The sequence below is a fragment of the Paractinoplanes lichenicola genome (genome assembly GCF_016785085.1).
In the GTDB taxonomy this organism is placed as follows: domain Bacteria; phylum Actinomycetota; class Actinomycetes; order Mycobacteriales; family Micromonosporaceae; genus Actinoplanes; species Actinoplanes lichenicola.
Genome location: NZ_JAENHO010000014.1, coordinates 312,211 through 338,068 on the forward strand (window position 1 = coordinate 312,211; position 25,858 = coordinate 338,068).

Sequence of the window (25,858 nt, forward strand, 5' to 3'; positions counted from 1 at the left end):
TTTCGCCCCAGACACCCGATAGGCATAGGTAAGCACTGGTTTGCCTAGACCAAGGATGTCATGGACCAGACCTTCCGCCCGCTGCTGGACGCGCTCAAGCAGATCGGGATCGATCCGCAAGCCGTCGACGCGGCCGCGGGGGAAGCGCAGCGCAGCGGCCGGTCCGTGCGCGCGGTCCTGATCAACGATCAGGTCGTCACCGAGGAGCAGCTGACCCAGGCGGCCGCCCTCGCGTTCGGCATCAACACGGTCGACCTGGTCAGCTTCACGCCCGACCCGGCCGCGCTCAAGAAGATCCCGCTCTCGGTCGTGCTGCGGCACCGCGTGCTCGGCATCTCGATGGCCGACGGCGAGATCGTCGTCGGCGTCACCGACCCCGGCGACGTGGTCGCGCTCGACGACGTGCGGGCCGCCACCGGCATGACCGTACGGCCGGTGGTGGTCGCCCGCAGCGAGGTCCGCCGGATCATCGAGAAGCTCCAGCGCGAGTCGAGCGACCTCGGCGAGATGGTCGACGCCGAGGCCGAGGCCCAGAGCGGGATGGCCGCCCAGGCCAATAGCGCCGACGACGCGCCGATCGTGCGCTACGTCAACAACCTGATCGAGCAGGCCGTCATGAACCGCGCCTCCGACCTGCACCTCGAGCCGACCGAGGACGACATGCGGGTGCGCTACCGCATCGACGGCGTGCTGCACGAGGTCGACCTGGTGCCGAAGGGCGTCATGGCCGCCCTCACGTCCCGCATCAAGATCATGTCGGGTGTCGACATCACCGAGAAGCGGGTGCCGCAGAACGGCCGCATCACCGCGCTCATCCGCGACCGCACGGTCGACCTGCGCACCGCAACGCTGCCCACGGTGTGGGGCGAGAAGCTGGTGCTCCGCGTGCTCGACACCGGCGGCATCGACCTCGACGTGAACAAGCTCGGGTTTTCCCAGCACAACCTCGACCGCTTCTCGGCGTCGTTCAGCAAGCCGCACGGCATGCTGCTGGTGACCGGCCCGACCGGCTCCGGCAAATCGACCACCCTCTACGCCACCCTGGGCAAGATCAGCAAGCCCGAGGTCAACGTGATCACCGTCGAGGACCCGGTCGAGTATCGGCTTCGCGGCGTCAACCAGGTGCAGGTCAACGCGAAGGCCGGCCTGACGTTCGCGGCGGTGCTGCCGGCCATCCTGCGCTCCGACCCCGACGTCGTGCTGATCGGTGAGATCCGCGACGGCAACACCGCGCAGATCGCCGTCGAGGCGTCGCTGACCGGTCACCTCGTGCTCTCCACGCTGCACACGAACGACGCCCCGGGCGCGGTCACCCGGCTCACCGAGATGGGCATCGAGCCGTTCCTCGTCGGCTCGTCGCTCGACTGCGTGCTGGCCCAGCGGCTGTCCCGGCGCCTCTGCGACTGGTGCAAGGAGGCGTACGTGCCCACCGAGGAGGAGCTGGTCGGCGCGCGCTGGCCGTTCGAGGACCTGGCCGTGCCCGAGGCGCTCTATCGGCCGGTGGGCTGCCGCAACTGCGCCAACACGGGTTATCGGGGCCGGATCGCGCTGCACGAGGTGATGCCGATCTCGCCCGAGATCGAGGCGCTGACCATCCGGCGGGCCTCGGCCGGCGAGATCCGCGAGGTGGCGGTCTACCAGGGCATGTACGACCTGCGGGCGGACGGGCTGGCCAAGGCGTCGGGCGGGCTGACCTCCGTACGCGAGGTCTCGCGCGTCGCGATCTAGCGACGTTACTGCGTACGGGAAAAGACCGCTCGAAAACGCGGGAAGAGGCCCTAAACAGGGTCGCGCCGGTGCCGAATTTAAAAGGCGATCCATAACCGACGAGCAGATTGCCGGTGACGATGTATCAGACCGACCAGATGGTCCCCCAGCAGGCGACCGCGGCCCCGCCGGCCGCTCCCGCCGCGGGCGACCTGGCCGTGCTCAACCAGATGCTCGTCACCCTGGTCGAGGCGAAGGGCTCCGACCTGCACCTGACCGTCGGCACGCCGCCGATGATCCGGGTCAACGGCGGCCTGCGGCCCATCCCGGGCTACGGCAACCTCAACTCGGCCGACACCGCGCTGCTGGCCCGGGCGGCCGTCTCCGGTGAGCAGTGGCAGACGTTCCAGGACACCCAGGAGCTCGACTTCGCGCACAGCATCGTCGGCGTCTCCCGGTTCCGCGGCAACCTCTACGTCCAGCGCAACTCGTGCGGCGCGGTCTTCCGGGCCATCCCCCACGAGATCAAGCCGCTGGACGAGCTCGGCATGCCCGACTCGGTGGCCCGCTTCGCCCACCTGCCCCGCGGCCTGGTGCTGGTGACCGGCCCGACCGGTTCCGGCAAGACCACGACCCTGGCCTCGATCCTCGACCTGGCCAACCGCAGCCGGGCCGACCACATCATCACGATCGAGGACCCGATCGAGTTCCTCCACCCGCACAAGCGCAGCGTGGTCAACCAGCGCGAGGTCGGCACCGACACCGAGGACTTCGCCAGCGCGCTCAAGCACGCGCTGCGGCAGGACCCCGACATCATCCTGGTCGGCGAGCTGCGCGACCTGGAGACCACGGCGACCGCGCTGACCGCCGCCGAGACCGGCCACCTGGTGCTGGCGACGCTGCACACGCAGAGCGCCACCCAGACGATCGACCGCGTCATCGACATCTTCCCGCCGCACCAGCAGCTGCAGATCCGGGCCCAGCTGGCCGCCTCGCTGCAGGGCGTGATCACCCAGGCCCTGGCGCCGCGCGCGGACAACAAGGGCCGGGCCGTGATCTGCGAGATCCTCACGGCCACGCCGGCCATCCGCAGCCTGATCCGCGAGGGCAAGTCGCACCAGATCCCGTCGTTCATGCAGGCGGGCGCGGGCGACGGCATGCTCGCGTTCGACCAGCACCTGGCCGAGAAGGTGCGCGAGCAGGTTGTGACGCTGCAGGCGGCCCTCGAGATCTGCCACTCGCAGGAAGAGCTCAAGCGACTCGTGGGACGGATGTGACCTGATGCCGGCCACCAAGGTCTTTCGTTACAGCAGCATCGACAGCGCCGGTCATCGGGCCAAGGGCACCGTCGAGGCGCCCAACGAGACCGCGGCCACGCATCTGCTCAAGCAGCGCGGCGAGACCCCGCTGGAGCTGGTCGAGACCGGCAAGGGTCTCGACATGGAGATCAAGATTCCGGGGCTGGGCAACCGGGTCAAGCTCAAGGATCTCGCCGTCTTCGCCCGCCAGTTCGCCACCATGACCGCCTCCGGCATGTCGCTGCTGCGGTCGCTGTCGATCCTCGAGGAGCAGAGCACCTCGCCGCCGCTCAAGCGCGCGCTGGGCGATCTGCGGACGGATGTGGCCGGCGGCGCCTCGCTCTCCGGCTCGATGGCCAAGCACGACCGCATCTTCCCGCGCCTGATGATCGCCATGGTCCGGGCCGGCGAGACCGGCGGTATGATCGACCGCGCGCTCGAGCAGATCGCGGACAGCCTGGAGAAGGACACCGAGCTCCGCGGCAAGATCAAGAGCGCGATGACCTACCCGGCGATCGTGCTGTCGTTCACCTTCGTGCTGATCGCCGCGGTCCTCATCTTCATCGTGCCCATCTTCGAGGGCATGTTCAAAAACCTCGGCGGCGAGCTCCCCGCGATCACCCAGTTCCTGGTCGACGCGAGCCACAACATGTACTGGATCGGGCCGTTGGTCCTAGGCGCCGGCATCGGTGCGTCCGTCTTCTACAAGCGGCGGCAGCGCTCCAGCGAGGAGTTCCGGCTCAAGGTCGACAAGATCAAGGTACGCATGCCGGTCTTCGGCTCGCTGTTCCGCAAGCTCGCCATGAGCCGCTTCTCGCGCAACCTGGGTCTGCTGCTCAACGTGGGCGTGCCGGTGATGCAGGCGCTGACCGTGGTCGGCGAGACCACCGGCAACGAGGTCATCAACATGGCCATGAAGGACGTGCAGGCCGCCGTGCGTGACGGCCAGACCATGTCCTCGGCCCTGCGGCACCACCCGATCTTTCCGACCATGGTCACGCAGATGATCGAAGTCGGCGAAGAAAGCGGCCAAATCAGTCAGATGCTGGACAAGGTTGCCGATTTCTATGACAGGGAAGTCGACAGCGCCGCCGAGTCGCTGACTGCCTCGATCGAACCGATCATGGTGCTCGTCATGGGTGCCGTGGTCGGCGGAATGGTGATCTGTCTGTACCTACCGATGTTCACCATTTATCAGAACATCCAGAGCAACTGACGCCCTGGACCAGGCCGGACTCCCGCCGGCCGAACGGGCCCCCCGCCCGGAATCAACCGCCCGTCCCCATATCCCTGATTCACGGAGGCACCCCCATGCAGGAAGCCATCAACCGGCTGCGCAACAAGAAGGACGACGAGGGCTTCACCCTCATCGAGCTCCTCGTGGTCGTGGTCATCATCGGCGTGCTGGTCGCGATCGCCGTGCCGGTGTACCTGAACTACCGCAAGGGGGCGGCCGACAAGTCGGCGCAGTCCGACGTGCGCGGCGCGGTGAGCACGATCGAGCAGTTCTACACCGACAACAGCAACTCGTACCCGAACCCGACCACGGCGATCACCGGTGTCGCGGCCAGCTTCAGCCTCTACAACGGCTCGACCACGGCCTCCAGCACCTCGCCGGCCGGCTGGGTCACGCTGTCGGACAAGACCAAGATGACCTACATCGCCGGCCAGACCAACTCCGGCAGCGTCTCGACCTACAAGGTCTGCGCCGTCAACGACAACGGCAGCAACAAGCTGTACGTCTACGACAGCGCGGTCGGCGGCTCGGTCAAGACGATCGCCAACGGCGCCATCGCCACCTGTAGCTGAGCTTCGCGAACCGGGTGGCGCCGCTGGGCGCCGCCCGGTTCCGCCACCGCGGGACAAGGGACGGAGGACCTCGTATGCAGGCCGTTCTGCTGATCGTGGTCGCCGTGCTGGGCCTGGCGGTGGGTTCGTTCCTCAACGTGGTGATCTATCGGGTGCCGCGCGACGAGTCGCTGGCGCACCCGCGGTCGCACTGCCCGGCCTGCGGGGAACCCGTGCGCAACCGGCACAACATCCCCGTGCTGAGCTGGCTCCTGCTGCGCGGCCGGTGCGCCGATTGCAAGACTCCGATCAGCGCCCGCTACCCGCTCGTCGAGGCCGGCACCGCCGTCCTGTTCGTCGCGGTGGCGGCCCGGTTCGGCCTCTCGTGGGAACTGCCGGCCTATCTCTACCTGGCGGCGATCTCGGTGGCCCTGGCCGCGATCGACCTCGACGTCATGCGCCTGCCCGACAAGATCGTCCTGCCCTCGTACGCGGTGGCCCTGGCCCTGATGGCCCCGGCCGTCATCGCCGAGGGCACCTGGTCGGCGGCCGGACGGGCGTTGCTCGCGGCGGCCGTGCTCTACGTCGGCTACTTCATCCTGGCCTCCCTGCCCCGCGGCATGGGCGGCGGCGACCTCAAGCTCAGCCCGCTGCTCGGCTTCTATCTGGGCTGGCTGGGCTGGAGCTCGGTCGCGATCGGCGCCTTCTCGGCGTTCCTGTTCGGCGGGGTCGTCGGCGCGGCGCTGATGCTGACCCGCCGGGCCAGCCGCAAGACCCGCATCCCCTTCGGTCCCTACATGCTCGCCGGTGCCTTCCTCGCGGTCTTCGCCGGCGCCCCGATCGCGCAGTGGTACGCGTCGCTGCTCGTTCCCACCGTCTGACCACCCCACTCCCCCGTCAGGAAGGAATCCGATGGCTGGCGTCACCCCGATCGGCCTGGACATCGGCACGTCCTCCATCCGTGCCGTCGAGGTCCGCCGGGCCAAGGACGACTACTCGTTGTCCAACTTCGGCCAGGTGCCGCTGCCGCCCGGCGCCGTGCACGGCGGCGTGGTGCAGGACCAGGTGATGGTCACCTCGGCCCTCAAGCAGCTCTGGGCGGCCTGCAAGTTCGGCACCAAGAACGTCAACATCGGCGTGACCAACCCGCAGCTGGTGGTGCGCGAGATGTCGGTCTCCAACCTGCCCGGCAAGGAGATGCGCCAGGCGCTGCCGTTCCAGGTCAAGGACGCGCTGCCGCTGGCCGTCGAGCGCTCGCTGCTCGACTTCTATCCGCTGGAGGATCCGGGCGACAACCCGACCGTACGGGGTCTGCTGATCGCCATGCCCAAGGAGGCCGTGATGAGCGCCGTGGACGCGGTCGAGAAGGCCGGCCTGCACGTGAAGTCGGTCGACCTGGCCTCGTTCGCCCTGCTGCGCGCCGCCTCCCGGCTGGACGCTCAGGTCGAGGCGATCGTCGACATCGGCCTCGACGTGACGAGCGTGGTCGTGCACGCCGACGGCGAGCCGCTGATCGTGCGGACCGTGCCCCGCGGCGGCCAGGAGATCACCGACAGCATCGCCTCCCGGCTCGGCATCCCGCTGCCCGAGGCCGAGGAGCTCAAGTGCCGGTACGGCCTGCACGGCGACGGCCGCGAGGACGGCGCCCAGGCCGCCGAGGAGGCGGTCCGCCCGCTGGTCAGCGAGCTGCGCAGCTCCTTCACCTACCTCGCCTCGGGCGAGCGGCAGAAGCAGGTGACCCGGCTCGCGCTCTGCGGCGGCAGCGCGCTCATGCCCGGCCTGGCCGAGCACCTCCAGAACGAACTGCGGATCACCGTCATGTATGCCGACGGCGCCAGCCGCCTGCGGGACACGCGCAAGGGCCGCGAACGCGGCTTCGACAGCTTCGTGCCCTCGGCCGCGGTGTCGATCGGCCTGACCCTGGGAGCGGCAGCCTGATGACCACGACGCAAACCTCCCTGTTGCCAGTCGACCCGGCGGTCTCGCCCGCGCAGGCGTCGCGGGTCCTGACGATCCGGGCCAACCTGCTGCCCGACGAGATCAAAGCGGGCCGCACCGCCCGGCGGACCCGGAGCGCCCTGATCGTCGCCGTGGTCCTCGTGGTCGCGCTGCTCGGCGGCTGGTATTTCTACGCGGTGCAGCACCTCGACAGCGCGAACGAGAACCTGACCTCGGCCACCGACCAGGTCGCGCGGACCCAGAACGACAAGAAGAAATACAACGGCGTCACCGAGACCATCAACAACCGGGACACCATGACGGCCGACCTCAAGTCGCTGATGGCCAACGACCTGCCCTGGGCCCGCCACACCGACACCCTGCGGGCCAACGCCGCGGCGGCCGGCGTCACCATCGCGGAGATCTCCGGGGCCCTGGTGGCCGACGCCCCCGTCACCACGAACGCCGACGGCACCGCCGCCAAGCCGGCGGGCGCGGCCACCGAGCGTACGGTCGCCACCGTGACCCTGGCCGGCAGCACGCCGGACAAGCCGCAGGTCGCCGTGTTCCTCGACAGGCTGGCCAACCTCAAGGGCTTCGCCGACCCGTATCTGACGACGCTGTCGTACAGCGAGGGCAGCTACACCTACTCCATCTCGCTCAAGATGACGTCGGCCGCGCTGTGCGGACGCTTCACCGCGGCCTGCGCCGCGACCGGAGGAAACTGATGGACGCCCGTCGCACCGACCGCATCTGGCTCATCGGCGGGATCGTCGCCATCGTCATCATCGTCGCCGCGGCCTGGCTGCTCGCCATCTCGCCCAAGTTCGCCGAGGCCGACACCGTGCAGACCGAGGCCGACGACACCACCATCCAGCTGACCAAGCTCAAGAAGGAGGTGGCCGCGCTCAAGGCGCAGGACGCGAAGAAGGCGACCTATCAGGCCCAGCTCGACGCGCTCGTCAAGAACCTGCCCGAGACGTACGGCCAGCCCACCTTCGTGCGCATGCTGAAGGACATCGGCACCAGCACCGGCGTCAACGTGACCGTCATGTCGGCCGGCTCCACCATCGAGTCGGCGAGCGTGGCCACGGCGGCCGAGATGCCGCTGTCGGTGACCGCCGCCGGCACCGCCGAGAACGTCAGCCGGTTCCTGGTGCAGCTGCAGCAGGTGCAGCCGCGGGCCGCGCTCCTCAACGCCGTCAACCTCAGCACCGACGAGGAGACCGGCGCGGTCAGCGCGAACCTGACGCTGACGACCTTCTGCACGACCGCCGACGTGGCCGACAGCGCGAAGTCGGACCGGACGGACCGCTGCCGCATCGATGCCTGACCTGCGCGCTTCCGGCGCGAGAGTGAACCGCGGCGGGTGGGACGACACTCCATTGTCACCCTGAGTACGCTGCCCGTATGTCATACGCGGTCCCACCGACCCGTACCGCAGCGGTCGTACGCCAGCTGCGCAACGAGATCGTCACCGGCGAGCTGCCCCCGGGCACGCTCATCAAGGATGCCGAGCTCGCCGCGCGCCTGGGAGTCAGCATCACCCCCGTACGCGAGGCGATCGCCCAGCTCAGCGTCGAGGGCCTGATCGACATCGCGCCCAACCGCACCCGGCACGTCACCAAGGTCACCCAGAAGAACGCGCTCGAGCTGATCGACGTGATGAGCGTGCTGGCCTGCGCCGGGTTCGAGTGGGGGGTCGACAACCTGACCGACACCCACATCGGGCTGCTGCGCCAGCGGCAGAAGGAGTTCATCGACGCGCTGGCCGCGGGCAACGTGCTCGCGGCGAGCGCGGCCGGCGCCGACTTCAGCACGACCATCATCCTGGCCAGCGGCAACCGCGAGCTGCAGTCCATGGTGGACCTGGTGGTCGCGCGGACGATGCGGCTGCTCGCGATGACGGCCGAGAGCGACCTCTGGAACAGCTGGATCGAGGGCCACAACGCGATCCTCCAGCTGCTCGAGGAGGGTGATCGCGAGGGCGCGCTCGCCCGCTATCGGCAGATATACGTCGACTACCGCACGCAGGTCGAGCGCGAGCTCTTCGTCGATCAGTGACTGCGTAGCAGCTCGGCCACCCCGTCGACGGCCGGGCGGCGTACGGCGAACCGGGTGATCCCCCACCGGGTCTCCAGGTCACGCAGCTTGGCCGCGATCTCGTCGAGCGTGCCGATCAGCGCGTACGGGCAGGCGATCAGGTCGTCCTCGCCGACCTCGGCCTCCTTCGCGTACGCGGCGTAGGCGGCCCCGGCGTCGTCGGTCACCTCGAACCGCTGCACCAGCGCCTCGACCGGCTTGTCACCGCACAGCTCGATCTGCGCGTCGACCTGATCGCGCCGCCACCGCGCCTCGTGCGTGTGCCCGTCGTCCAGCGTGCGGCCCAGCCCCGACAGCCCGATCAGGTCGGCGTGCTCGGCCGCCCAGCGCAGCAGCCGCGTGTTCCCGCCCCCGATCAGCAAAGGCACCTTCTCCTGTACGGGCCGGGGCCGCTCGAGGCCCGCCCCGGCGAGCATGCGGGTGGCCGCCTCGGCGACCGCGATGCAGTGGTCGATCCGCTCGCGCACGGCGGGCCGCACCCGCCCCACGGCCGCCCACTCGGCCGGCGTGTGCCCGGCCCCCAGGCCCAGCACGGCCCGGCCGTCCGACACGACGTCGAGCGTGGCCACGTCCACGGCGATCAGCATCGGCTCGCGCACCCCGGCGTTCGTGACGTACGAGCCCAGCCGGATGCGTGAGGTCACCGCGGCCGCCGCGGCCAGCGCGACGAACGGGGCGGCACACGAACCCGGGTGGTCGGCCACGTAGAGCGACTCGAAGCCGGCCTCCTCGGCCCGGCGGGCGGTGTCGAGCCAACCGGCGGCGGTGTCGGGCAGGGCTTGCAGCGCGAAGGTGACCATGAGCCGATCCTGACCCAGCCGGTCGCGGATTGCCCAGACCATTTCGCCCCGGGCGAATGGCAACCCGGCTGCAACCATGATCTTCCTCGCGTCGGCACCGGCCGGGCCGATGGACGGATCGTGACCCCCAATCTGGTCCTCGTGGCCGAGGACGACCCCGACATCCGCGACCTGCTGACGGTGACCCTGGAATCCGCCGGGTTCCGGGCCGTGGCGGCCAAGGACGGGCACACCGCGGCGCGCATCCTCACCGTCGCCCGCCCGGTCGCCCTGATCACCGACGTGCGGATGCCGGCCCTCAACGGCATGGAGCTGTGCCAGCTGGCCCGGCGCGACCCGGCCTCGCGCGACACCGCGATCCTCATGATCTCGTCGCACACCCACATGTTCGACATCGACGCCGGCCTCAACTCGGGCGCCGACCGTTACCTGCCCAAACCGCTGTCCCCGCGGCGCCTGGTGGCCGAGCTGCGCGAGCTGATCGCCACCCGCGGCCTCGCCGCGAACTGAACCGACGAGCCCCACGAGCCGTTTTCCGAACCAGGAGGTAGACAGAAATGACCGCGCTTCTCGCACCGCCGATGGAAACCGACGCCTTCACCCGCGCGATGTCCTCCGGGCCGATCACGGCGCCCCTGTCGCCCAGCGTTCTCATCGCCGACGACGATGACGACGTCCGCGACGTCATCGAATACCGCCTGCAGGTCGCCGGCTACCGCACGATGACCGCCGACAACGGCCGGTCCGCGCTGAGCATGGCCATCGAGCGCCGCCCCCGCGTGATCATCCTGGACGTCACGATGCCGCAGATCGACGGCCTGACCGTCTGCAACCGCCTGCACGCGAGCCCGGCCACGGCCGAGATCCCGGTTCTCATGATCAGCGGCAACGGCCGCCCGGCCGACCTCGACCTGGGCTTCGAGGCGGGCGCCGACGACTACCTGCCCAAGCCCTTCAGCACGCGCGAGATGATGCGCCGGGTCAGCTGGCTGCTGCTTTCCGCAGGTCGGTGACCTCGGGTTCTAAGGCTGGGGCGGCTGCTGCCGAACGTCACCACGTGTCTCCCCTGCTGCGCACCCTCGGCTTCGCCGCGCTGTACGTGATCGCCACGTACGCGGGCCGGCTGACCGTGCTCGACCAGACCAACCTGAGCCTGGTCTGGCCGGCAGCGGGAGTGCTGGCGGTCTGGTTCGCCGGGCAGCCGCGCAGCCGGTGGCGCTGGGCCGACCCGGTCGCCCTCGTCGCGATCACCCTCGGCGTCAACCTGGCCACCGGCTCCGGCCCGGCGATGGCGGGCTTCTTCGCGGCGGCCAACCTGGCCCAGGCGTACGCGCTGGTCTGGCTCCTGCGGCGCTGGCTGCCGGCGCTCTGGCGGCCGGCCGGTCTGACGAGCATCCCGCAGCTCTGGCGGCTGTTGCTGACCGCGGTGCTCAGCAGCGCGATCGGGGCGGCCGTGGGCGCGGTGGGCCTGCGGGTCGTGCACGGCGCCTTCTCACCCGAGTCGGCGGTGGTGTGGCTGGCCCGCAACACGGTCAGCGTCGTGGTCGTCGGCACGGCCCTGCACTTGCTGTTGCAGCCGCGCCGGCTCTGGCAGCGCTGGGTGAGCCTGGGCGCGCCGTGCCGCATCGAGCACATCGGCGTGGCCGCGGCCTCCGCCCTTGCCTACCTGCTCGTCTTCGGGATCACCCACGGGCTGCCGGTGGCGTTCACCCTGATCACGCTGACCGTCTGGGCCGGCGTGCGGCTGCGCACCTCGTACGTGCTGTTCTACTCGCTGGTCTTCGGCAGCGCCTCGATCATCTTCACGCTCAACGGCACCGGCCCGTTCGCGGCCATCGAATCCCACCCGCTGCGGGCCCTGGTGGCGCAGCTCTTCGTGGCCACCCTGGCCGTGGTGGGCCTGGTGCTGGCGCTGGGCCGCGACGAGCGCAACGCCCTGCTGACCCGGCTGCGGGCCTCCGAGGAGGCGGCCGTCGAACAGGCCACCACCATGTCCACGATCATCGACTCGATGCAGGAAGGTCTGGTCGTCATCGACGAGAAGGGCCACTACCGGCTGGCCAACGCGGCCGCGCGCCGGCTGGTCGGCGTCTCCGGCGGCACCGACCACGTGCGGGAGATGAGCTTCTACGGCCTGAGCCACGCCGACGGCACGCCGCTGACCGCTGACGACGCCCCGCACCGCCGCGTCCTGGCCGGCACATTCGAGCCGACCGACCTGCTGATCCGCAACGCGGCCACGCCCGGCGGCCGGATCGTGCACGTGAACGGCATGGTCCTGCCCAACAGCCGGGAGGCACTGCTCGTCTTCCACGACGTGACCGCCGACCGCCGGCACCGCGACGAGCTGACCTCGTTCGCCGGGGTGGTCGCGCACGACCTGATGAACCCGCTGGCCACGATCGAAGGCTGGTCGGAGGTGCTGGCCGGCGAGGTCGACGAGGAGAACGACTTCGCCGTCGACAGCGTGACCCGGATCCGCCGCGCCTCCGAGCGGATGCGCAGCCTGATCGACGGGCTGCTGGCCTACACGACCGCCCGCGACGCCGGCCTCGACCCGGCCCCGGTCGACCTGGACGCGATCGTCCGCGACATCGCGACCGGGCGCCTCGACCACGCGGCCAGCGTGGGTGCGCCGATGCCGCGCTTCGACCTGGAGGACCTGACGCTGGTGCGGGCCGACCCGGTGCTGACCCGCCAACTGCTGGAAAACCTGATCGGCAACGCGATCAAATACACGGCGCCGGGGGTGGTGCCGCAGATCGTGATCCGGGCCAAGGTGGCCGGGGACGGGTTCGTGCGCATCTCGGTGTCGGACAACGGGATCGGCATCCCGATGGGCCAGCACGAGGCCATCTTCCAGAACTTCCACCGCGCACACGTGGCCCAGGGCTACACCGGCACGGGTCTGGGCCTGGCCATCTGCAAACGCATCGTCGAACGCCACGGCGGCACGATCGAAGCCACAAACGGCGACGAGGGCGGCGCCCGGATGGTCTTCACTTTGCCTTTGGTCAGCTGAGGCATCGTCCGTTCAGGACCTGCCACATCGACAGGGGCGCCGATAGGGTCTTCGCGTGGCGCCTTGGTGGCAGTCTTCGGACGGATCGAGCGGTCTGACCTCCCTGGAGGAGGCGGACCTCGAAGCGGTCGAGAACGGCCGCTCCGAGTCGCTGGAACTCGACCTGCTGCTCGGCCTGGCCCGGGCCCACGGGGTGGACAAAACCGTTCATCACCTCAGCCGGATCAGCAAGCTGACCAGCAACGACGGCGACTCCGCGAGCAGAGAGATGATCGAGATCCCCGAGTGGATCGGCCGTCTTCCCCGCCTCACCTACGTCGATGCGCGGGGATACGTTCCGACATCGCTTCCGCTCGGCCTACCCCTTCGCTGGGGCCTCGATGCCGATGCGGTGTTGCACTTTGCCCGAGAGCTCGACTTGTCGTCACTCGACGCCGTCTCCGTCAGCGGAGGAACGACCGATGCGGCGCTCAACCACCTGCTGAGGCTGGCCGAGCTCGACGGGCTCACCCTGACCTCGCTCACTGTCTCGGAAATCCTCTACGGATCTTGGTCCGAGAATCAGGCCTCTCGCTGGGGCTGTCTTTCGTGGCTTCGAGCCAACATCGACCGCCTGCTCGCCGCACTCCCAGGCTTGAGCAGCCTGGTGCTGTTCGGCTGCCCTCTCCGGCGGGTCCCCGGGCCCATCACCGCGATGACCGGCCTGACCAGCCTGACACTGAGCGGTTTGTGGCCCGATACGTGGCCCGACGATATCTTCGGTCTGCCGTCGCTGACCGTGCTGAGTCTCGCGTTCAACGACCTGACGGCTTTGCCGGCCAGCCTGGGCCGCGCCCAGGGTCTGACGTCGCTCGACCTCGACTCCAACGAACTGGATCGCATCCCGGACGTGGTCTGGAGTCTTACTTCACTGGCGGAGCTGACCGTCCGCCGTTGTCCGCTCAAAGAGATCTCGTCCGGGATCCTCCGGCTCGAAAACCTGTCTCGCCTCGTCTTCGAGTACGAATTCATGCCGACAGGCGCCGGTTCTGTTCCGGACACCCTCGTCGTTCCACCGCCTGAGGTAGCACAACGGGGACTGAAGGCGATCAAGAACTACTGGCTGCAGGAGCGACAGGCCGGGGTCGACTATCTGGCCGAGGCCAAGCTGCTCGTCATCGGCGAGGCCGGCGCGGGCAAGACCACGCTGACCAAGAAGATCCTCGACCCCTCGTACCGCCTCGACGCCGATGAGAACTCGACCGAGGGCATCGACGTGCAGACGTGGAGCTTCCCGAGCGCGATCCGGGTGCGCGACAGCGGACGGCTGCTGCAGCGGGACTTCCGGGTCAACGTCTGGGACTTCGGCGGGCAGGAGATCTACCACGCCACGCATCAGTTCTTCCTGACCAAGCGGTCCGTCTACGTCCTCGTCTGCGACGAGCGCAAGGAGGACACCGACTTCCACTACTGGCTCGACGTGGTCAACCTGCTCAGCGGGGGCAGCCCACTGATCATCGTGCAGAACCGGAAGCAGGGCCGCGCTCAGGCGCTGAACCTGGCAAGCCTTCGTCAGGCGTACGGGAATCTTTGCGGGACCGTCAGTCTCAACCTGGCCGACAACGAGGGGCTGGCCGAGGCGGTCGACCGGATCCGCAAGGAAGTGGAGTCGCTGCCGCACATCGGCACGAGCCTGCCCAAGACCTGGCGGGACGTGCGGGTGGCGCTCGAGGCCGACGAACGCGACTACATCAGCGACGAGGAGTTCTTCCGGATCTGCCGCGCGAACGGGTTCACCCGGGACGACGACATTCGGCAACTCGGCGGCTTCCTGCACGACCTTGGCATCTGCCTCTACTTCCAGGACGACGCGCTGCTGCGCAAGACGGTCATCCTCAAACCGGAGTGGGGCACGAGCGCCGTCTATCGGGTGCTCGACGACGATCGGGTCATCGACAACCTCGGCGTCTTCGGTCCCGGCGACCTGCTGCGCATTTGGCACGAGCACAAGTTCGCCGGGATGCACGCCGAACTCGTTCAACTAATGGTCAAGTTCGCCCTGTGCTTCCAGGTCGAGCGCAAGTACGTCGCCCCGCAACTGCTCTCGCCTCAGCAGCCGGAACACGACTGGGACGACACCGGCAACCTGGTGCTGCGCTACGAATACGACGTCATGCCCAAGGGAATCGTGCGCCGGCTCATCGTCGCGCTGCACGACCTGATCGAGGGCTCGCTGGTGTGGCGGACCGGCGTGGTGCTGAAGCATGAGTCGGGCCGTGCCGAGATCATCGAGGAGTATCACCGCCGCCGCCTGCGCATACGGCTCATGGGTGCCGATCCCCGCGTGCTGCTTGCGATGATCAACCGGGAGCTCGGCCTGATCCACGGGTCCTATCCGGAGATCCGCTTCGACAAGTTGCGGCCCTGCCACTGCGACGTCTGCCGGGCCTCCCCCGAGCCCGCGATGTTCAAGATCAGCGTGCTCGAGGACTTCGCCCGTACCGGGCATCTGATCCAATGCCGGGTCAGCCGCGAGCTGCTCGACCCGGTTCCAATGCTCGCCGAGTTGTCGGCCGAGCCCGTACGACGTCACGCCTCACTCGCCGTCGCCCCGGTCACGCCCGAGGTCTTTGTCTCTTACAAGTGGGGCGGCGAGGCCGAGGCGATCGTCGACGACGTGCAGGCGCGGCTGTCGGCGCTCGGCGTCACCGTCATTCGCGACAAGACCGAGATGTCCTACCGCGATTCGATCCGCGATTTCATGCGGCGGATCGGGGCCGGTAAGGCGATCGTCGTCGTGCTCGACAAGGGGTATCTCGAATCCGAGAACTGCATGTTCGAGTTGACGACGATCGCGGCCCAGCCCGAGTTCGCCGACCGGGTCTTCCCGATCGTGCTGTCCGACGCCGGCATTTTCCAACCGGTGTCGCGGCTCAAATACATCGCCTACTGGGAACGCCGCAAGGCCGAACTGGAGGAGGCCATGCGCGCCGTCGGTCAGGAGAATCTGCACGGGTTCCGGGAATCGCTCGACCTGTATGAGGAGATCCGGAACACGATCGCCGGAATCCTCAACGTGCTCGGTGACATGAACACCCTGACGCCCGAGATGCACCGCGACGAGGATTTCGAGCGGCTGCACCAAGCGCTGCGGGAAAGGTTAGACCTCGAGTAGCTGGTGGCCGAGTTTGCGCAGGTGGCGGAGGGTTTCGGCGATCGAGTAGCAGTCGGCCAGGGCGTTGTGTTCGCGGTCCACTGTGGTGGCCAGTCCGGCGGCGAACGACAGCCGGCCCGCCGATTCGTTCCGGGTCGCCGGGAGCAGCCGGTTCACGTACGGGCGGATGTTGATGAACGGGGGCAGGCCGTGCTTGGGGGCGTGACCCTCCGGGATCTGCAGCACGAGGTTCTCGCCGACGACGACCATGTCATTGCCGTACGAGAGAACGTAGTTGTTGTCGCAGAAATCGAGGAACTCGTCGAGGGCCGTGAGGAACGGGACGCCGTTGGTGTCGACGTCGGCCTGGCTGATTCCGGTGAGCTGCTCGAAATACGGTGACAGGTTCGGGTTGCGGGCCGGGCGCACGAGGCGGTCGAATTCGCCCTCGACCGCCAGCGTCGACGAGTCGAGCCGCAGGGCGCCGATCTGCACGATCTCGCGGAACTCGCCGGGTCCCGACCAGCCGCGATCCTGCGCCCCGGCCCACGTGGTGAACTCCAGATCAAAGACGATGATCACGGCTCCGACGCTACTGGATCTTCAGCCCAGGCACCTCTGCACCGCGGCCCTGTATGCCGGGTCACTCGTCGCCTCGCCGACCGCCTGATATTTCGCGCCCCCGAAGCCCCAGCCGCCGCGCGCGCCCGTCGAGGACGCCACGCGGTAGAGGGTGCGGCCGTCCGTGCAGCCCAGCGCCGGCACCACCTGCACCCGGCCGGTGGCGCCGTCGCAGGTGCCGTTGAAGCCCTTGGCGATCACCTGCCCGTTCCGGAACACCTGGGCGCATTTCTCGGGCGCGGCGGCTGTCTCGGCCGCCACCGGCTCCGCGGCCTTGATCGGCAGGAACACTCCCTGGTCGGCGCAGGCGGATTCGAGCCCGAGCACCTGCGTGGTCAGCGGCTGCACGTAGAGCAGCGCGGCCTTGTCGTCCTCCGTCTGCGAGATCCGCCAGGCGATGTCCATCACCTTGGTGCCGTGGTCGCGAATGTCGTCGTGCCGCGAATCGGCGAACACTTCCCGGGCGCGGTGATATTCGGCCTCGGTCATCGTCTTGGCCTCGGCCGGGTCGGTGCGGAAGGTCGTGGATCCGCCGCGCATCGCCTCGCAGGCGTCGACGCCCGAGTCCGCGAGGAGCATTCCCCGGTCGTACGCCGTCCAGACGCCCCCGCCCAGCACGAGCAGGGCCAACCCGAGCACGGCGTACGGCCAGCGTGGCGCCGCTTTGGCAGGCGGCGCTTTGGTAGGTGGCGCAGCCTGGCCACGCGGCGGCGCTTTGGCAGGTGGCGCAGCTTGGCCACGCGGCGGCGCAGTTCCATCGTTCATCGTTGCTCCCCAACGCGAAAGCGCCGGAATTCGGCCGCACCGACACCCAACGACACTCTTCGACGCCACGCAGTGGGCCGTTCAGCCGATACCCCATCCCCAACTCTGAGGTGACGGTTCAGCCGTCCCTGTCTTGCAGTCCGGTCAGGTCGTCGGAGAACCCGGCCTCGACGCGCGCCCACTGCGGAATGGGGCGCCCGTTGAGCCGCATGGTGGCCCCTTCGAGCCGCGGCCGGCCCTCGGGCGAGTCCTCCCACCACTCCTGCCGCCCGAAGACGGTCAGGTCCATGAGGGCGAGGCTGGTGTCCACGACTTCCACCCCGCGGCGGGTCGTCCAATAGGTCTCGAAGACGCGATCACCCTCGCGGACGTAACAGATCAGGTGCATGAGGCCGATCTGCCGCCCCTCGAGCAGCACGTCGAGCGAGTCCAGCGCCGAATACCACGGCATCCGCTGGCCCATGAAATCGCGATAACGGCGACTTTCCCCGTACGGGCCCTGACAGAACACCGCGTAGGTGATGTCGCGGGAGTGCAGGTAGGACAGGTCGCCGACCTCGGTGTTGATCCACGTGCAGCCCTGGCACTGCTCGCTCGCGGGTTGGCCGTGGTGCCACATGGAGTAGTAGGCGATGAGCTGCCGCCGCCCCTCGAACGTGTCGAGCAGCGTGGTGCTGCCCTCGGGTCCGATCAGCGGGGTCGCCGGGTCCACTTCGACCATGGGCAGGCGGCGGCGGGCCGCGGCGATCGCGTCACCCTCCCGGGTGTGCGCCTTCTCCCGGGCCCGCACCTCGTCGAGCTCGGCCTGGAAGGCGGCGCGATCGGTCACTCGGGGCAACTGCACGTTCATAGCGAAACCTCCGTGGTTTGTCGGACCGGCGGCCGCAGCCTGCTGCAGGCGGCGGCGACCGGGATCGAGATGACGGCGATGACCAGGCCGGTCGTCACCGCGGCAGCGACATCGACGGCGCCGACGGCCACCCCACCCGCGAACGAGCCGAGCGCGATGCCGACGTTCGCCGCCGACGCGGGCAGCGACTGGGCGAACGACCCGCCCGGACCGGCCAGGCTGACCACGCGATATTGCATGGACGGGGCCATGCCCATCGCGAACAGGCCGGACGCCAGCACCGCGGCCCCGGCCACGAGCGCGATCGCGCCGAAGAGCTGGAGCGCCAGGAGCGAGACGGCGAGACCCGCTGTCCCCACGACGAGGGCGCGGCCGGCGTTGGCGTCGGCGAAACGGCCGCCGCCGAACGAGCCGACCGCGGTGGCCACCCCGTACGCCAGCAGGAACACGCTGACGACGCCGCCCGAGACACCTGTGACGGTGGCCAGGAACGGAACGATGTAGGTCAGCGCGGCGTAGACCGACGCGAACGCCAGCACGGTCAGCGCCAGCACGGCCAGCACCGGCGGCGCGAACGCATGCCTGAGCTGCGACCCGACGCCACTGCCGGCGCTCGGCACGGACGGGACCAGCGCGATCGTGGCGACGAGGGCGATGACCGCGAGCACGACGGCGGCCACGAACGAGCCCCGCCAGCCCAGCGTCTGCCCGGCCAGGGTGCCCAGCGGCACGCCCAGCGCGCCGGACACCGTCGTACCGGAAATGACCACCGCCATCGCCCGACCCGCGCGCGCCGCCGGGACGACCGCCCCACCCACCGCGAACGCCGCGGCGATGTAGACACCCTGCAGGGTGCCGGTGACCGTGCGGGCCACCAGCATCAGCGCGTTGCTGCTGGTCATGACCGCGACCAGGGTGGTCACGGCGAACAGGGCCAGCGCGGCCGCCAGCACCACGCGCCGATCGAGCCGGATGGTCAGCGCGGTGAGCACCGGCCCGCCGAGGGCCAGACCGAGCGCGTACGCCGTCACCAGCGCCCCCGCCGCCTGGATCGACACGCGCAGGTCGGCGGCCATCAGATCGAGCACCCCGACCACGAGCAACTCGGTGCTGCCCATCACGAACATGCCGGCGAACAGCGTGGCCAGAGTCAGATCGGACCGGTTCCGCATCGAGCACCCTCCCCCTGACGCAACTGATTGGTTGCCATAAAGCTATAGCAACCAAGAAGTTGCGTCAAAGGGCCGGTCTTTGCGAGCGCTCCGCGGTGTTCTGCGCGGCCGCCACCCACCACCGGCCGTCGCGTTCGACCAGCACATAGAGGGCCACCTCGGAAAACCCGCCCTCCGCCAGCGCCCGCCGCCGAATCTGCGCCACCACGACACCGGGCGCCGGCGCCAGCACCGCGACAACCTCGAACCGCGACGCCGGGCCCTCGGCACGGCCCATCCCGCCGCTCATCATTCGCCGATGGATCGCGTTCAACTGATCGAATCCGGTCAGGGTGGCCCCGAACGGACTCCCCCATACGATGTCGGCCGCGAACCAGGCGTCGTAGGCATCCGCATCCAGGGCGTCCCCACCGCGTTGCAACTGCGCCGCCAGCCCGGCCGCCACTTCTTCGGCCGCCGCCTGAGCCGCCCCATCCCCCAGCGCCACCCGCCGTACGTTCTCAGTCATGGCTCGAAGCTAGGAGTTCAACATATGTTGAGGTCAACCGGCAGAATGCTCCCGTGCGAAGGATCTCCGCGGAACTCGTCCACCACCTGACCGACTTTCGAATGGGCCACGATCTGGCCCCGGTCGGCATGAGCGCGGTGCCTCGCTACTGGCTCAACGGCACGACGGTCACGGCGCTCGACGACCAACTGCGGCCGGTACGCCGGCGAGACATCGCCGTACCGGCCGGCGGCAAGCTGCTGGCCGGCACGCCGGACCTGACGACGGTAGTGCTGGCCACGCACCACCACCTGACCGTCCACACCGGCGACCGCGCCCTCGAGCTGAACATCGAAGCCGCCGACTCAGCCACCCTCATCGGCGACGACCGGCTGCTGGTGACCGCGCCCGTGATCGAGCTCCGGAACCACTACGGTCAGCCGTACGAGTCACAGGGCGAGCACGTCGTGCAGCTCATCGACGTCCGCAGCGGGGCCGTGGCCGACCGGGCGGTGCTGGACGTGGTCTCGGCCGGCGTGTTCGCGGTGCCCCACCCGTACGACGGGTCGATCGTGCTCGACGCCGGGATGGGTCAGGACGGCAGCGCCGCATTCGTGGCCCGGGTCGCCGGCGACCGCTTGTCCATCGAGCCGCTGCGGGAGGACGTGGTCGTCTCCGGCTTCGACCCGTCCGGCCGCCACCTGCTCCTGATGCCACACCCTGGCTTCGACGACGTGGCAACCGTGCTCGAATGGCCCAGCCTGCACACGACAGCCGAGCTCTCCGGCGCCACCCTCGCTTTCGACGACGGCGGCATAGACATGTACGGCTGCTACCTGAGCGACAACCGCATCGTCCTACAGGCGGGCGAGGTCGAACAAAACGGCGCACTCCTGTGCTCGGCCGGCCTGACCCCGCTGGCCTGGCTCGAATTCCCGCCGAACGACCCCACCGACTCCGAACTGGTCTCCATCCACGGCGTCGGCCCCAACCTGTTCGCCGCCGAAGTCTGGTCCGACGGCGCAGAAACAGTCGCAGTCTGGCGACTACCCCAGCGCTAGTAGTGGCCGTTGTTTTGGAAGTAGCCCCAGGCGCCGCACGGGGTGTCGTAGCGGCCCTTTACGTAGCCCAGGCCCCATTTGATCTGGGTGGCCGGGTTGGTTTTCCAGTCGGCGCCGGCCGAGGCCATCTTCTTGCCCGGCAATGCCTGCGGGATTCCGTACGCGCCGGAGCTCTTGTTCTCGGCTTTGTAGTTCCAGCCGCTCTCGTGTTTCCACAGCTTGTCGAGGCAGGGGAACTCGGCGATCGGGAAGCCCTTGGCGAGCATCAGCGCGCAGCCGATCTCGCGGCTTCCGCTGTATTCGTTGCACGAGGAGGGAATCGGCCCGCTGTACGGAACCGGGCCCTTCGCTTCTTCCTTCTCGCGGTCGGCGGCGGCCTTCTTGTCGGCGGCCACCTTCTGCTCGAGTTTGTGGGCGCGGCCGGCGGCGGCTTTGGCGGCGGTCGCGGCCTTGGCGGCGGCGGCACCTTCGGCCTCGCGCTGCCAAGCACGGGCGGCGGCGTTCTCGCTTTGGTGCTGCTTGAGCAGCCGCATGTCGAGGTCGGCCTGACTGGCGTCCACAAAGGAGGCCTTCGTCGGCTCGGACTGCCAGTCCCGGCCCAGATAGATCCCGCCGACGAGGCCCGCCACCAGTAGTCCGACGGACACGGCGCGTACCGACATCCGGCTCCAGAGCCGACCCACGAGTGCCCCTTTCGTCGAGCGCGAGCAATACCCTGGCGCACGACGAGCGGGAAGGCAACAGCGGCCGGGAAATGACCGCTATGACGGCGATGATTGTCCCATGAAGATTCCAGAGGGTAAGCACACGGTCACTCCGTACGTCGCGGCCAAGGGCGCGGAACGGTTTCTCGCTTTCGTCGAGGCGACCTTCGCGACCGAGCCCGCCGTGAAGGTTCTCAATCCGGACGGCACCATCGGTCACTCCGAGATCACTATCGGCGATTCCGTAGTGATGGCATTCGACTCCGCGCCGCATTGGCCGGATATGCCAGCATTGCTGTGCGTCTATGTGAGTGACGTCGAGACGACGTTCGCGCGGGCGATCGAGGCCGGCGCCGAGGTGGTGACCGCGATCTTCACGTCGCGGATCGTCGGCGATCGCGCCGGCCGCCTGCGCGATCCGCTCGGCAACATCTGGTGGATTCAGACGCGGCTCGCCGACCCCGACCTCGGCGCCTTCTCCGACGAGGGCGAGCTGCGGATCATGCGCGAGGCTCAGCGCTCCTTCGCCGACGAGATGGACCGCCGCGCGAACGTGTAGCTGAACGCCACCATCCCGTCGACGACCAGCACGATCGTCCACACCCAGAGGGCGGCCCACAGCCCCGTGGTCCGGCTCAGGTCACCGACGAGCAGCGCGAACAGACCCAAGATCAAGCCCGCGACCCCGTACGCGAGAAGGTGGCGCAGCCACATGCGGCGCTCGTACGCGGCGCGCTCGCGGCCGCCCTTGGGTGGCTTGACCGGCGGGGGCCCGCCCGCGAAACGGTGGGCGAACCGCTGGTCGGCCCAGCTCAGCATGCGATGACCGAAGGCAACCGACACGCCCAGACAGACGGCGGCGAGCCCGTGGGCCAGCTCGGCCTCGCCGCCGCGCCGCAGGTCGACGACCGAGAAGGCGAGCAGCGCCAGGTCGACCAGCGGCACCGACACCAGCAGCACCGCGCTCAGCTTCCGCGCCTTGAGCAGATAGCGCGCGGCCAGCCCGGACACCAGCAGAACCCAGAATCCGATCTCGCACGCGACGATCGCCACGATCATGACAGCCCCCGTTCGTAAAAAACACAGTCGTGTCAGAACCTTTGTAACACGACTGTGCGACAATCGGGTGTGCCAAAAATCGTCGACCATGCCGTACGTCGTCAGGAGCTGGCCGCCGCGGTCGGGCGCGTCATCGCCCGCGACGGGGTGGCCGACGTGTCGATCCGGTCGGTCGCGGCCGAGTCGGGCTGGTCCTCGGGCGCGCTCCGGCACTACTTCAAGACCCGCGGCGAGCTCCTGGCCTTCGCCTGCGAGCAGGTGATCGACCAGGTCATCGAGCGCATCGAGCGGAAACAGCCGCCCGCCGGCGTACGGGAAGCGGTCTTTGAGATCTTGCTGGAGACCATGCCCGTGGACGAGCCGCGCAAGGCCGAGGCGACGATCGCCTTCTCTTTTCTCGCGCTCGGGCTGGGCGATCCCGCGCTGGCGGCGGTGCAGAAAAGACACTTCGCCCAGATGTACGACCTGTGCCGGCAGCTCGCCGGGCATCTGAACCCGGCCCGGGACGCCGAGGCGACCGCGCGCGCCCTGCACGCGGTGGTCGACGGGCTGACCGTGCACGTGCTGGCCGGTCACCTCACGGCGGCGGAGATGCAGCGGCGGCTCGGCGCCTACCTCGACGAGGTCATGGCTTGACCCACGTGGCGATGATCTTGCCGCTCTCGTTGGTGAACGGGGTCCGCTCCCACGAATCCCACCGGTGCTCCGGCCGCAGCCCGGCGATCCGCGCCATCAGATCCATCTCGGCCGGCCACAGATAGCGGAACGGCACCGAGGTGAAGTCGCCGCGGCCGTCCTCCCGCAGGGTGACGTAATTCGAGGCCATGCCTTGGGTGGCCACCTCATAGCTGTCGAAGCCCCAGTGGGTGGGCGTCACGGTGAACGGCACCACGGTCTGGCCGGCCGGCAGCTTGCGCAGCTCGGGAATCATCACCTCGATCAGGAACCGGCCGCCCGGGCGCAGGTGCGCGGCGGCGTTGACGAAACACTCGACCTGCGCATCCTGCGTGGTCACATTCATGATCGTGTTGAACACGAGGTAGACCAGGGCGAAGCCGTCGTCGACCCGCGTCGTCGTGAAGTCGCCGATCGTGGCGTCGAGAGCCGGATTTTTGGCATGCAGGCGGGCGACCATCGCCCGCGACATGTCGATGCCGCTGACGGGGACGCCCCGCTCGGCCAGCGGGACGGCGACCCGGCCGGTGCCGACGGCGAACTCGAGCGCGCGGCCGTCGCCGGCAAGATCGGCCAGGACGTCGACGGTCTGCGCGACCACCCCGGGGTCGAACTCGGCGCCGGTCGCGTCGTCATACGTACGGGCTATTGATTCGCCGAAGTGACCGTCGGGATCGTCCATGGCAGGGACGCTAGCGGGCCCCTCTGACACTTTCGAGCGCTTTTCAGGGCAGCCCGATCGGCCTCACGGGAGCTCGATCGGCCTTACGGCAGCTCGGTCGGCTTCACGGGAGCTCGTTGGCTATACGGCAGCTCGATCGGCTTTACGGGAGCTCGATCGGGAGTTTGAGGCCGTCGAGGGCCGAGCCGCAGGGGCACGTGCGCTCGCCCGGCAGCCGGGTCACCGCGTCCAGCAGCACGCCCCGCAGCCGGGCCGTGTTCTCGCCGAAGACCCGGAAGACCTCCTCATGGGTGACGCCGTGCTCGCCCTCGACCCCGGCGTCGAGATCGGTGACCAGGGCGATCGAGGTGTAGCAGAGGCCCAGCTCACGGGCCAGCACGGCCTCGGGATGACCGGTCATGTTGACGATCGTGCCGCCGATCGCCGTGAACCAGCGCGACTCGGCCCGGGTCGAGAAACGGGGGCCCTCGACCACGACCATCGTGCCGCCGTCGACCGGGGCCACCGGCTCGGCCGCGGCCAGCACGGCGCGCCGGCCGTCCGGGCAATACGGGTCGGCGAAGTTCACGTGCACCGCGCCCGAGTCGTAGAACGTCTGCGGGCGCCCGCTCGTCCGGTCGATCAGCTGGTCGGGCACCACGAACGTGCCCGGGCCGAGCTCGGGACGCAGACCACCGACCGCGCAGGGGGCGACGATCTGCCGTACGCCCAAAGCGCGCAGCGCCCAGAGATTGGCCTGGTAGGGGATCTTGTGCGGCGGGTATCGGTGATCGCGCCCGTGCCGCGGCAGGAACGCCACCCGGCGGTCACCCACCCGGGCGACAGTGATCGGATCGGAGGGCGCACCGTAGGGCGTGGACACCTCGTGCTCGGAGGCGCCGTCCAGGAGGGCGTAGAGCCCCGATCCGCCGATGACGCCGATCTCGGCCGCTGGGTTCATGGGCAGACCTTATCGGGGGCCGGAATCTCGGGCTAATGTGCCAAGCATGGCGTTGCTGGGGACGGCGTATGTATAGCGAGGGGCAGCGGATCGGAGGCCGGTCGATGGAGTCGATGACCGGTCGGCTCCTGGTGGCGACACCCACCCTCAAAGATCCGAACTTCGACCGTACGGTCGTGCTGCTGGTCGCGCACGAGAGCGGCGGCGCCCTGGGCGTGGTGCTCAACCGCGCGACGGAGGTGCCGGTGGCCGACGTGCTGGGCGGCTGGGGCGAACTGGCCGGCGACCCCGCCGTGCTCTTCGAGGGCGGCCCCGTGCAGCCCGAATCGGCGATCTGCCTGGCCCGCACCCGGCCCGAGGTGAAGAAGCGCGTGTCCGGCTTCCACCAGGTCTCCGGCGCGGTCGGCACGGTCGACCTGTCCGCCGACCCCGAACGTCTGCGCGAAAGCGTGGCCGGCATCCGGGTCTTCGCGGGCTACTCGGGCTGGTCCTCAGGCCAACTGGAGGACGAAATCGCCTCCGGCTCCTGGTTCCTGCTGGACGCCCTCCCCGGCGACCCGTTCATGAGCCGCCCCGACGACCTGTGGGCCATGGTCCTGCGCCGCCAGGGCGACATCCTGGCCGCGGTGGCCCACTTCCCGCCGGATCCGGCCCTGAACTGAGGGGGTCGCTTCGGCTCCCGTTCGCAAGGTGTGTAGTATTTCCTCCGTGCCCGGGTAAGCCCGGGGACGGCAAGGGGCTGTGGCGCAGCTGGTAGCGCACCACACTGGCAGTGTGGGGGTCAGGGGTTCGAGTCCCCTCAGCTCCACGAGTGGCAGGGGTCGTGTGTCCACGGAGAGCGTGGACCGCGGCCCCTCGTCATGTCTGCTCAGGGGGCCGAGCCCCCTGAAACCCCGCGTTACGGTCGGTTGCGGTCGGTGGGTGGTTGCGCGGAAGTCGAGCCCCCTGAAACCCCGCTACGGGCGGTCGCGGTCGGTAGGTGGCTGCGCGGAAGTCGAGCCCCCTGAAACCCCGCTACGGGCGGTCGCGGTCGGTAGGTGGCTGCGCGGAAGT

27 protein-coding genes and 1 tRNA gene are annotated in these 25,858 nt (G+C 69.1%); 18 read left to right on the forward strand and 10 right to left on the reverse strand.

The genetic code is table 11. The annotated features are described in order from the left end of the window. The first annotated feature begins 60 nt into the window (after positions 1-60). The 9 genes from JKJ07_RS40570 (at position 61) to JKJ07_RS40610 (ending at position 8,795) form a co-directional block, all read left to right on the forward strand. Positions 61-1,728: a GspE/PulE family protein gene (locus JKJ07_RS40570; RefSeq protein ID WP_202997314.1), complete on the forward strand. Its 1,668-nt coding sequence runs from the start codon at positions 61-63 to the stop codon at positions 1,726-1,728. 119 nt (positions 1,729-1,847) lie between these two features. Next, positions 1,848-2,984 (forward strand): type IV pilus twitching motility protein PilT, encoded by a 1,137-nt coding sequence (locus JKJ07_RS40575; RefSeq protein ID WP_236030757.1) that lies wholly within the window; start codon positions 1,848-1,850, stop codon positions 2,982-2,984. Between the two features lie 4 nt (positions 2,985-2,988). Beyond that, a complete protein-coding gene (locus tag JKJ07_RS40580) occupies positions 2,989-4,221 on the forward strand; it encodes a type II secretion system F family protein (protein WP_202997315.1) in 1,233 nt (410 codons plus the stop codon). Positions 4,222-4,316: 95 nt separating this feature from the next. Continuing rightward, positions 4,317-4,814, forward strand: coding sequence for a prepilin-type N-terminal cleavage/methylation domain-containing protein (locus JKJ07_RS40585; RefSeq protein ID WP_202997316.1), 498 nt, complete (start codon positions 4,317-4,319; stop codon positions 4,812-4,814). 74 nt (positions 4,815-4,888) lie between these two features. Then, on the forward strand, positions 4,889-5,674 hold the full coding sequence (locus JKJ07_RS40590) for a prepilin peptidase (RefSeq protein ID WP_202997317.1): 786 nt from the start codon (positions 4,889-4,891) through the stop codon (positions 5,672-5,674). 31 nt (positions 5,675-5,705) lie between these two features. Continuing rightward, positions 5,706-6,731: a type IV pilus assembly protein PilM gene (pilM, locus tag JKJ07_RS40595; protein WP_202997318.1), complete on the forward strand. Its 1,026-nt coding sequence runs from the start codon at positions 5,706-5,708 to the stop codon at positions 6,729-6,731. After that, positions 6,731-7,459: a hypothetical protein gene (locus tag JKJ07_RS40600; RefSeq protein ID WP_202997319.1), complete on the forward strand. Its 729-nt coding sequence runs from the start codon at positions 6,731-6,733 to the stop codon at positions 7,457-7,459. Before pilM ends, JKJ07_RS40600 begins: the two co-directional genes overlap by 1 nt. After that, complete coding sequence (locus JKJ07_RS40605; protein WP_202997320.1) at positions 7,459-8,064, forward strand: type IV pilus inner membrane component PilO; 606 nt, start codon at positions 7,459-7,461, stop codon at positions 8,062-8,064. The genes JKJ07_RS40600 and JKJ07_RS40605 overlap by 1 nt, the downstream gene beginning before the upstream one ends. A 77-nt stretch (positions 8,065-8,141) precedes the next feature. Beyond that, the gene (locus JKJ07_RS40610; RefSeq protein ID WP_202997321.1) at positions 8,142-8,795 is read left to right on the forward strand and encodes a GntR family transcriptional regulator; all 654 of its coding nucleotides are present in this window, start codon (positions 8,142-8,144) and stop codon (positions 8,793-8,795) included. On the opposite strand, the gene JKJ07_RS40615 is transcribed toward JKJ07_RS40610, so the two are convergent. Beyond that, the gene (locus JKJ07_RS40615) at positions 8,789-9,634 is read right to left on the reverse strand and encodes an LLM class flavin-dependent oxidoreductase (protein ID WP_202997322.1); all 846 of its coding nucleotides are present in this window, start codon (positions 9,632-9,634) and stop codon (positions 8,789-8,791) included. The genes JKJ07_RS40610 and JKJ07_RS40615 overlap by 7 nt on opposite strands. A 120-nt stretch (positions 9,635-9,754) precedes the next feature. On the opposite strand from JKJ07_RS40615, the gene JKJ07_RS40620 reads away from it, so the two are divergent. From JKJ07_RS40620 to JKJ07_RS40635, 4 genes are read left to right on the forward strand one after another with little or no spacing between them, the layout of a single operon-like run. Continuing rightward, positions 9,755-10,144, forward strand: coding sequence for a response regulator transcription factor (locus tag JKJ07_RS40620; RefSeq protein ID WP_202997323.1), 390 nt, complete (start codon positions 9,755-9,757; stop codon positions 10,142-10,144). A gap of 47 nt (positions 10,145-10,191) precedes the next feature. Beyond that, the gene (locus JKJ07_RS40625; protein WP_202997324.1) at positions 10,192-10,647 is read left to right on the forward strand and encodes a response regulator; all 456 of its coding nucleotides are present in this window, start codon (positions 10,192-10,194) and stop codon (positions 10,645-10,647) included. A gap of 44 nt (positions 10,648-10,691) precedes the next feature. After that, positions 10,692-12,656 carry a sensor histidine kinase gene (locus JKJ07_RS40630; protein ID WP_202997325.1) on the forward strand — a complete coding sequence of 655 codons (1,965 nt, stop codon included), beginning with the start codon at positions 10,692-10,694 and terminating at the stop codon, positions 12,654-12,656. Between the two features lie 55 nt (positions 12,657-12,711). Continuing rightward, positions 12,712-15,810, forward strand: a complete 3,099-nt coding sequence (locus tag JKJ07_RS40635) for a COR domain-containing protein (RefSeq protein WP_202997326.1) — start codon at positions 12,712-12,714, stop codon at positions 15,808-15,810. On the opposite strand, the gene JKJ07_RS40640 is transcribed toward JKJ07_RS40635, so the two are convergent. The 5 genes from JKJ07_RS40640 to JKJ07_RS40660 form a co-directional block, all read right to left on the reverse strand. After that, the gene (locus tag JKJ07_RS40640) at positions 15,796-16,371 is read right to left on the reverse strand and encodes a 3'-5' exonuclease (protein WP_202997327.1); all 576 of its coding nucleotides are present in this window, start codon (positions 16,369-16,371) and stop codon (positions 15,796-15,798) included. The two genes, JKJ07_RS40635 and JKJ07_RS40640, sit on opposite strands and share 15 nt — an antisense overlap. A gap of 21 nt (positions 16,372-16,392) precedes the next feature. Beyond that, entirely contained in the window at positions 16,393-17,049 is a 657-nt protein-coding gene (locus tag JKJ07_RS40645) for a hypothetical protein (protein WP_202997328.1), read from the reverse strand. A 244-nt stretch (positions 17,050-17,293) separates the two neighbouring features. Beyond that, complete coding sequence (locus JKJ07_RS40650; RefSeq protein WP_236030694.1) at positions 17,294-18,025, reverse strand: DUF899 family protein; 732 nt, start codon at positions 18,023-18,025, stop codon at positions 17,294-17,296. Further along, complete coding sequence (locus JKJ07_RS40655) at positions 18,022-19,197, reverse strand: MFS transporter (RefSeq protein ID WP_202997329.1); 1,176 nt, start codon at positions 19,195-19,197, stop codon at positions 18,022-18,024. The genes JKJ07_RS40650 and JKJ07_RS40655 overlap by 4 nt, the downstream gene beginning before the upstream one ends. Positions 19,198-19,261: 64 nt before the next feature. Then, positions 19,262-19,705 carry a DUF4440 domain-containing protein gene (locus JKJ07_RS40660; RefSeq protein WP_202997330.1) on the reverse strand — a complete coding sequence of 148 codons (444 nt, stop codon included), beginning with the start codon at positions 19,703-19,705 and terminating at the stop codon, positions 19,262-19,264. A gap of 53 nt (positions 19,706-19,758) precedes the next feature. On the opposite strand from JKJ07_RS40660, the gene JKJ07_RS40665 reads away from it, so the two are divergent. Continuing rightward, positions 19,759-20,745 (forward strand): hypothetical protein, encoded by a 987-nt coding sequence (locus tag JKJ07_RS40665; RefSeq protein WP_202997331.1) that lies wholly within the window; start codon positions 19,759-19,761, stop codon positions 20,743-20,745. Here the strand turns inward: JKJ07_RS40665 and JKJ07_RS40670 are convergent. Beyond that, entirely contained in the window at positions 20,742-21,428 is a 687-nt protein-coding gene (locus JKJ07_RS40670; RefSeq protein ID WP_202997332.1) for an aggregation-promoting factor C-terminal-like domain-containing protein, read from the reverse strand. The two genes, JKJ07_RS40665 and JKJ07_RS40670, sit on opposite strands and share 4 nt — an antisense overlap. Positions 21,429-21,528: 100 nt before the next feature. On the opposite strand from JKJ07_RS40670, the gene JKJ07_RS40675 reads away from it, so the two are divergent. Continuing rightward, positions 21,529-22,008, forward strand: coding sequence for a VOC family protein (locus JKJ07_RS40675; RefSeq protein WP_202997333.1), 480 nt, complete (start codon positions 21,529-21,531; stop codon positions 22,006-22,008). Here JKJ07_RS40675 and JKJ07_RS40680 read toward each other — a convergent pair. Continuing rightward, a complete protein-coding gene (locus tag JKJ07_RS40680) occupies positions 21,963-22,508 on the reverse strand; it encodes a hypothetical protein (protein ID WP_202997334.1) in 546 nt (181 codons plus the stop codon). The genes JKJ07_RS40675 and JKJ07_RS40680 overlap by 46 nt on opposite strands. Before the next feature lie 69 nt (positions 22,509-22,577). On the opposite strand from JKJ07_RS40680, the gene JKJ07_RS40685 reads away from it, so the two are divergent. Further along, a complete protein-coding gene (locus JKJ07_RS40685) occupies positions 22,578-23,144 on the forward strand; it encodes a TetR/AcrR family transcriptional regulator (protein WP_202997335.1) in 567 nt (188 codons plus the stop codon). On the opposite strand, the gene JKJ07_RS40690 is transcribed toward JKJ07_RS40685, so the two are convergent. Together JKJ07_RS40690 and JKJ07_RS40695 are read right to left on the reverse strand one after the other, a co-directional pair. Then, a complete protein-coding gene (locus JKJ07_RS40690) occupies positions 23,134-23,865 on the reverse strand; it encodes a class I SAM-dependent DNA methyltransferase (RefSeq protein WP_202997336.1) in 732 nt (243 codons plus the stop codon). The two genes, JKJ07_RS40685 and JKJ07_RS40690, sit on opposite strands and share 11 nt — an antisense overlap. Before the next feature lie 142 nt (positions 23,866-24,007). Then, a complete protein-coding gene (locus tag JKJ07_RS40695) occupies positions 24,008-24,805 on the reverse strand; it encodes an S-methyl-5'-thioadenosine phosphorylase (RefSeq protein WP_202997337.1) in 798 nt (265 codons plus the stop codon). Positions 24,806-24,873: 68 nt separating this feature from the next. Here JKJ07_RS40695 and JKJ07_RS40700 point away from each other — a divergent pair, with 68 nt between their 5' ends. Together JKJ07_RS40700 and JKJ07_RS40705 are read left to right on the forward strand one after the other, a co-directional pair. Then, positions 24,874-25,467, forward strand: a complete 594-nt coding sequence (locus JKJ07_RS40700; RefSeq protein WP_202997338.1) for a YqgE/AlgH family protein — start codon at positions 24,874-24,876, stop codon at positions 25,465-25,467. A 73-nt stretch (positions 25,468-25,540) separates the two neighbouring features. Then, positions 25,541-25,613 (forward strand) — tRNA-Ala (locus JKJ07_RS40705). Positions 25,614-25,858: the final 245 nt, after the last annotated feature.

Coding starts and splice junctions, on each gene's coding strand:
- JKJ07_RS40695 (WP_202997337.1), bottom strand. CDS start 24,805: ATGAACCCAGCGGCCGAGATCGGCGTCATCGGCGGATCGGGGCTCTAC.
- JKJ07_RS40650 (WP_236030694.1), bottom strand. CDS start 18,025: ATGAACGTGCAGTTGCCCCGAGTGACCGATCGCGCCGCCTTCCAGGCC.
- JKJ07_RS40580 (WP_202997315.1), top strand. CDS start 2,989: ATGCCGGCCACCAAGGTCTTTCGTTACAGCAGCATCGACAGCGCCGGT.
- pilM (WP_202997318.1), top strand. CDS start 5,706: ATGGCTGGCGTCACCCCGATCGGCCTGGACATCGGCACGTCCTCCATC.
- JKJ07_RS40680 (WP_202997334.1), bottom strand. CDS start 22,508: ATGATCGTGGCGATCGTCGCGTGCGAGATCGGATTCTGGGTTCTGCTG.
- JKJ07_RS40655 (WP_202997329.1), bottom strand. CDS start 19,197: ATGCGGAACCGGTCCGATCTGACTCTGGCCACGCTGTTCGCCGGCATG.
- JKJ07_RS40660 (WP_202997330.1), bottom strand. CDS start 19,705: ATGACTGAGAACGTACGGCGGGTGGCGCTGGGGGATGGGGCGGCTCAG.
- JKJ07_RS40585 (WP_202997316.1), top strand. CDS start 4,317: ATGCAGGAAGCCATCAACCGGCTGCGCAACAAGAAGGACGACGAGGGC.
- JKJ07_RS40690 (WP_202997336.1), bottom strand. CDS start 23,865: ATGGACGATCCCGACGGTCACTTCGGCGAATCAATAGCCCGTACGTAT.
- JKJ07_RS40700 (WP_202997338.1), top strand. CDS start 24,874: ATGTATAGCGAGGGGCAGCGGATCGGAGGCCGGTCGATGGAGTCGATG.
- JKJ07_RS40575 (WP_236030757.1), top strand. CDS start 1,848: ATGTATCAGACCGACCAGATGGTCCCCCAGCAGGCGACCGCGGCCCCG.
- JKJ07_RS40615 (WP_202997322.1), bottom strand. CDS start 9,634: ATGGTCACCTTCGCGCTGCAAGCCCTGCCCGACACCGCCGCCGGTTGG.
- JKJ07_RS40600 (WP_202997319.1), top strand. CDS start 6,731: ATGACCACGACGCAAACCTCCCTGTTGCCAGTCGACCCGGCGGTCTCG.
- JKJ07_RS40625 (WP_202997324.1), top strand. CDS start 10,192: ATGACCGCGCTTCTCGCACCGCCGATGGAAACCGACGCCTTCACCCGC.
- JKJ07_RS40570 (WP_202997314.1), top strand. CDS start 61: ATGGACCAGACCTTCCGCCCGCTGCTGGACGCGCTCAAGCAGATCGGG.
- JKJ07_RS40605 (WP_202997320.1), top strand. CDS start 7,459: ATGGACGCCCGTCGCACCGACCGCATCTGGCTCATCGGCGGGATCGTC.
- JKJ07_RS40590 (WP_202997317.1), top strand. CDS start 4,889: ATGCAGGCCGTTCTGCTGATCGTGGTCGCCGTGCTGGGCCTGGCGGTG.
- JKJ07_RS40675 (WP_202997333.1), top strand. CDS start 21,529: ATGAAGATTCCAGAGGGTAAGCACACGGTCACTCCGTACGTCGCGGCC.
- JKJ07_RS40610 (WP_202997321.1), top strand. CDS start 8,142: ATGTCATACGCGGTCCCACCGACCCGTACCGCAGCGGTCGTACGCCAG.